The 5805-nt window shown below is 53.5% G+C and carries 7 protein-coding genes; all 7 read right to left on the bottom strand.

Annotated elements, in window-relative coordinates; all coding sequences use genetic code 11:
* Window positions 1–711 (bottom strand): SH3 domain-containing protein (locus tag HMPREF2572_RS11750; RefSeq protein ID WP_070498807.1); only part of this gene is annotated, 711 nt, incomplete at its 3' end.
* A 45-nt stretch (window positions 712–756) separates the two neighbouring features.
* Complete coding sequence (locus HMPREF2572_RS11745) at window positions 757–1500, bottom strand: SH3 domain-containing protein (RefSeq protein WP_070498806.1); 744 nt, start codon at window positions 1498–1500, stop codon at window positions 757–759.
* A gap of 81 nt (window positions 1501–1581) precedes the next feature.
* Window positions 1582–2574, bottom strand: coding sequence for a BtrH-related acyltransferase DarH (locus tag HMPREF2572_RS11740; RefSeq protein ID WP_070498805.1), 993 nt, complete (start codon window positions 2572–2574; stop codon window positions 1582–1584).
* Between the two features lie 127 nt (window positions 2575–2701).
* Window positions 2702–3100: a DarG family dialkylresorcinol biosynthesis protein gene (locus HMPREF2572_RS11735; protein WP_049223765.1), complete on the bottom strand. Its 399-nt coding sequence runs from the start codon at window positions 3098–3100 to the stop codon at window positions 2702–2704.
* Window positions 3101–3126: 26 nt separating this feature from the next.
* Complete coding sequence (locus HMPREF2572_RS11730) at window positions 3127–4284, bottom strand: beta-ketoacyl-ACP synthase III (protein WP_070498804.1); 1158 nt, start codon at window positions 4282–4284, stop codon at window positions 3127–3129.
* A gap of 85 nt (window positions 4285–4369) precedes the next feature.
* Window positions 4370–4669, bottom strand: a complete 300-nt coding sequence (locus HMPREF2572_RS11725) for a GNAT family N-acetyltransferase (protein ID WP_349267164.1) — start codon at window positions 4667–4669, stop codon at window positions 4370–4372.
* A 12-nt stretch (window positions 4670–4681) separates the two neighbouring features.
* Window positions 4682–5602, bottom strand: a complete 921-nt coding sequence (locus HMPREF2572_RS11720; protein ID WP_210385316.1) for a flavodoxin family protein — start codon at window positions 5600–5602, stop codon at window positions 4682–4684.
* Between the last annotated feature and the right edge of the window lie 203 nt (window positions 5603–5805).

Raw genomic sequence — 5805 nt, 5'->3', positions numbered from 1 at the left:
GAATTTACCGTCCTTAAATATAAAGCAGACATTGAAAGGAGCGCCGTCCGAACCTTGTCTGCCAAACAGATAAAGCGTTTTATCGCTGTCGCGGTAATAGGCTTCCCATTTTTCATACACATTGCTGTCGCGTGCGGTGGAGGCAAAATCGAGCGAGAAGAGTCCTTGCAGTTCGGCAGCGGGAACCGCTTGACCGTTTAGCGTGATCTGTTCTATTGCAAATACGCTTTTGGGAATGGAGTCGTCTGTGCCGTAGAATGGTTTGCCTTGATAGAGACGCGCCGTGAAGTTGTTTTTGTTGATACCCGAGAAGTCGCTGAGTTTTGGGTGGATGCGGCGGGCAACGATGTGTACCTTTTGTCCGCTACCGGACAAAGTCAGCGTATCGTCGCGACCGGATTGTTCACGCAGCCGGACGAAGCTTTTATCGGCGGCAGGAAATATCAGACGGCTGTAATGGATAAAGCCGGAATCGTTGGCGTTTGCCTGTTGTAGCTGAACAAAACAGAAGTCCGACCTGGTTTCACTGAGTTCTTCCACACATTCCAACGGCGTACCGTTGGGAATTTTTGCCAAGACTTTGGCATTCAAATCGGGTCTTTTGCGCAAGTTGGTGTGTCCGTCGGCATCATGCACCAAGGCAAAGCCGTTCGGCGGCGCGGCATGGGTTAGGGCGGAACACAATAATAGGAGAGCAGCTAAGTAACGCATTTTTATCTTTTCTTTTAGTTTTCAGACGACCTTTTCGAGCGATATTTATAGCGCAGCATTCCATAAATAGCGGCGCTGGAATTTACCGTCCTTAAATATAAAGCAGACATCGAAACTACCGGCGCCCGAGCCTTGTCTGCCAAATAGATAGAGCCTCTTATCGATGCTGCGGTAATAGGCTTCCCAGCGGTCGTACACCTGGCTATCGCGTGCGGTGGCGGCAAAATCGGGCGAGAACAGTCCTTGCAGTTCGGCAGCGGGAACCGCTTGGCCGTTTAGTGTGATCTGTTCTATTACAAATACGTTTTTGGGAATGGTGTTATCTGTGCCGTAGAACGGTTTGCCTTGATAGAGGCGAGCGGTATATTTGTTTTTGCTGATACCCGAGAAATCACTGCGTTTAGGGTGAATACGCCGAGCAACGATGTGTACTGTTTGTCCGTTGCCGGACAAAGTCAGTGTGTCGTCGCGACCGAAGTGTTCGCGCAGGCGGACGAAGCTTTTATCGGAGGCGGGAAATATCAGGCGGCTGTAATGGATGAAACCGTAGTCTTCTGCGGCAGGTTGTTGCAGCTGGGCAGTACAGAAACTCAGGCTGCCTTCACCGCCATCACCCAAACATTTCAACGGTGTGCCGTTGGGGATTTTTGCCAAGACTTTGGCATTCAAATCAGGGCTTTCGCGTAAGTTGGTGTGTCCGTCGGCATCATGAACCAAGGCAAAGCCGTCCGGCGGTGCGGCGTGGGTTAAGGCGGAACACAATAATAAGAGTGTGGCTAAGTAACGCATTTTTATCTTTTCTTTGAGTTTTCAGACGACCTGATTTTAAAACGGTGCGCAGCGGATTGAGTTATGCCGCATGATTCCCCATTATTTCAACAATCCCCGCCACAAGGCTTCTTCATCATCCGCAATCTTGCGCAAAAATGCGGCGATTTCGCGGCAGCCGTTTTCAGCCGGCTTTTTGCACTGCTTCACGCACATCGCTGCAAACTGCCGCCATTGGTCGCCGATGGCGGTCATTTGTTCTGAGGCCGTCTGAAACGCGGGGTTGTCGCAGATACGGGCGGCCTGTTCGAGGAAATAGGCGTAGATATAGCGGAAACCTGCGCCGCCGGTGCCGATTTCTTCCTGCATCCGCACGAGATGGCCGAGGAACAGCTTTTGGTATTTTGCATTTCGTTTAGTGGGCAGGGCTTCGATGTTTTTTGCCAACGTGCGGATGCCTTTTACGCCGGCGAAAAAAACGGGCGGGAGCATTTGTTTGGCGTTTTTGCGTATGGCTTTGCGGATGATGGCGGGCAAGTCTGCCTTAATTTTTTCAGACGACCTGTCGTTTTCCAGCGTGTACATCATGCCTTTTGCCGCCAGCACGCCTTTGGCGAAGCGCGCCCGCTGCAAATCTTCGGCGGCGCAGCGCTGCACGGTTTCAAACACGGGGTCGCTGATCAGGTAGTCGCCACCGTCTTTGCCGTACACCAAGAGATTGTGTGCGTTGAAATGGAAACGCATTTGCGGCGGGAAATACGGCAGCCAGAATACGGAGGTCTGCAACCCCGCCAGTTTGCCCGATGAGAGCGCGGCATCCAGCGCGTCCTGTCCCTTTTGGGCATTGGAAAATTTGCGGGCGGACAATTTCAGCCCCAATGCCTTGCAGGTGTTTTTGATGATGCCGCGCGGTGCGATGCGGTAGGAAACCAGTGGCATGCCGCCCAACTTGACGACAGGCAGCCAGACAAAGGTTAGTGCGTGGGCAATGCCGAAGATCATGGCTTCGTCTAAGTCGTGGCCGTGGTATTTGAGCAGTGTGGACATTACGCCGCTTTCGCAGTGGGCGGTATGCTGGTGTGGGAATTCGGTCATGGGGGTATCAATCAGATATCTGTTTAGAAGTATTTTTATAATTAGGCGGCTGTGTTTCAAACACAGATGAGGTCGTCTGAAAAACAAATCAGGGCAGGTTGCCGCCGTCAGTAAGGGCCGGTTCGCCTTAATCCGCGTCCGTCCGCTTCAATTCGTCTATGCTGATTTGCAGCGCGTCGGCGTATTTTTGCAGGGTTTTGTCTGGCAGCTTGGCGAAGATTTCGGGACGCAGGTGGCGGCGGAGCTGCCATTTCCATATGCCCGCGGCCATTGCCAAGCCGGCTTCGTCGTGGCGGAAGCGGAACATATGGTAATACAGCGGCGAATATTCGCCCCGTGCCACCGCTTCGCGGGCGGCGCGGGTTTGTTCGTCGAGTTCGGCGACCGCCATTTCGGTGGCGTAGGCTTCGTCCTGCCAGCCGCTGCTGGTACCGGCTTCGTAACGCCCGTCGCGCGTGCCGTAAATGACTTTCAGATGTCCGTGGTAGCTTTTGCTGTCATCTTGCGGGATGTCTTTGATTTCCATAGTTTCAGACGACCTTTTTCAGTTTGCTATACCGCTTCCAAAAGCATAAAGCAAGTTGAGAAACGCCCGCTTTCGGGAACGTAGCACAAAACTTTTTGACCGCGCTCCAGTGGGAAAGTGCGCATAAATTCTTCAAGGATGATGTAAATCGATGCCGAGCCGGTGTTGCCTTTGGTGTAGAGGTTGGTAAACCATTTTTCCTGCGGGATTTCAAAGCCGATGTTTTTCAGGCCGTCTGAAAGGCGGTCGCGGAAAAAGCCGGAAGAGTAGTGGGGCAGGAACCAGTCGATTTCGTCGGCGCGGATGCCGTGTTTGGCGGCGATTTGCGCGAGCGGTTTTTCCACTGTGTAGCGGACGATGTTTTCGTTCAATAGTTTTACGTCCTGCTTGACCGCCATCAGGCTGTGGCGGCGGCTGTATTCGGGGTCGGCGTGTTTCCAGCTTTCGAATACGCCGTCGCGGAATTCTGCGCCGGCATACATACAGGGCGGCATTTCGTTGGCGTAGGAGAGCAGCTCTATCCAGTGGATTTTCAGGCTGAGGCCGTCTGAATTGGGGCGGTCGGACAAGTATGCCGCGCCCGCGCCATCCGACAGCATCCAGCGCAAGAAGTCTTTTTCAAAACCGATTTCGGGGGTGGCGTTTTCCAGCTTTTTATGGTCGGTTTCCTGTTGGAACACTTCGCCGCGCATCACCGCCGAAGCGTTTTCCGACGCAGCGGCGACGGCGTGGGCGTGTTCGCCGGTGCGTACGGCGTTGTAGGCGTGTTTCATCGCCGCCATACCTGCCGCGCACACGCCCGCCATGCTCAATACTTCGCAGGAGGGCATATCTAAAAGGCCGTGTACCATCACGCCGTGTCCGGGCATGGTTTGGTCGGGGTAGGATGTGGAGCAGGACAGGCTGGTGATGTCTTCAGGCTTGATGCCTTGTGCGAACAGCCGGCGGACTGCTTCGGCGGCAAGTTCGGCATTGGTATGCGTGGCGCGGCGGCTGTCGGGGTCTATGGCGTAGTGCCGCGTTTGGATGCCGTTGGAACGCAAAATCATGCGTCGCACGCGCGAAGGCAGCTCGCCCGCCATGCCGAGAACGGCTTCCATCTCGTCATTGCCGACGGGCGCGTTGGGCAGGAAGGCGGCGGTACGGTTGAGGTAAACGTTTTTGAGTGTGTTATTTGGAATCATGGTTTTGGGTTGTATGGCGAAACAAAATAGAAATATCAGGGTGTTGCCTTGCCTTTTCTTTATTTTGTCTCACTATGGTAAGTGGTCAGCCGATAAACCGCGCCGCGTAATCGCAACTTGCGGTGAGCGGGATATCGTGTGCTTCGGCATATGCCGTTAACGCATCCACCAGCATTCGGGCAATGCCCTGATTGCGGAAATTGGGCGAAACTTCAGTGTGGTCCACGTCCCAGCTTCCGTTGTGTTCGGTGTAGCTGATGTAGCCCGCTTCTAAGCCGTTGATGTCGATTTGGAAGCGGCGGCGTTCGGGGTAATGGATGACTTCGGGCATGGTGCGCTTTCTGTATTCGGGGTCGTCTGAAACGGTCAGAATGTGTGACGACAACTGTAATCCGATTTATCCGCCGGAGGGCTGGCTGTAATACTCTGCCAGTTTTTTCAGACGACCTTTGAGCAGCGGATGCAGCAGTTTTTTCACCAATACGCTCACCGGTACCAACACCAGAATCATCGCCAGCAGAAACAGGATATAAAAACACAGCAGGGCGCGGCGTAGCAGGGGGGACACACGTCCGGCGACCATCAGCAGCTTGCCCCACAGGAAAAAGCTGCGTCCGGCGGCTTTTTCGCTGAAAATCAGTTTTTCGTTTACCTTGGCTGCGCCCATGTTTTGAAACAGGGTTTCGTCCAAGGTTTTGTTTTGCAACAGGGTATCCCGCATTTTTGCACCAAAGCGCGCCGCATCGGCCAGCTCTCCGTCTGCGATGCCGGCGGAGGGCAGGGCGCGGAAGTATTGTTTGTCGCCCGACAGCAGCCATGCGGGGGTGGTGATGAAGCTGGCGGCGCTGTTGCATGCGTCGATTTTGACGATGTTGCCGATGAGTTTCGCGCCGTTTTGTGCCAAAAGCGACTTCATTTTTTCCTGTGCGCCCAACCACATATTGCGGCAGCCGATAAGCGTTACCACGGGTTTGCCGTTGAGCAGGCGGCGGGTTTCTTCCCGTTGCAGGAAGGCGGTAATCGGCTGGGCGGGCGAGAGAAACCAGACGGTATAGGCGATAACCACAGCGTCGTAATCGTCGGCGGGAATGGCGGGCGGCAGAATCGGCGCAGGTTTCAGGTGGACGGTTTCGGGAAAGGTGTTGAAAAACCGCCAAAACGACCACGGAAACGGATACGGCTCTTGCGGCTCAAGGTTTACGCAATCCACATGGACACCGCCCTGCTGCAAAGGTTCGGCGAAATTTTGCGCCAATTTTGCCAATTGTCCGGTCTGCGAGTAATACACCAGCAGCACTTTTTTCACGTCGCTTCCCATTATCTATTAACAAAAATTATTTGATGACTGGTCATTATAGCTTTTTTGTAAAATTATTTAAAGAACAATAGGGTGGGATAAAGGGAGGTCGTCTGAAAAGGGCGGGCGGCGTGAAAGTTGAGGTAAATGGCATACCCTGAAATCACTGGGTTTAGGGCAAAAATATGTGCCTAATATAGTGGATTAACTTTAAATCAGGACAA

It is taken from the genome of Neisseria sp. HMSC064E01 (genome assembly GCF_001808875.1).
GTDB classification, from domain to species: Bacteria; Pseudomonadota; Gammaproteobacteria; order Burkholderiales; family Neisseriaceae; genus Neisseria; species Neisseria sicca_A.
The sequence above is the reverse complement of the archived record's forward strand: the minus strand, read 5'-3'. Positions and strand labels throughout refer to the sequence as shown.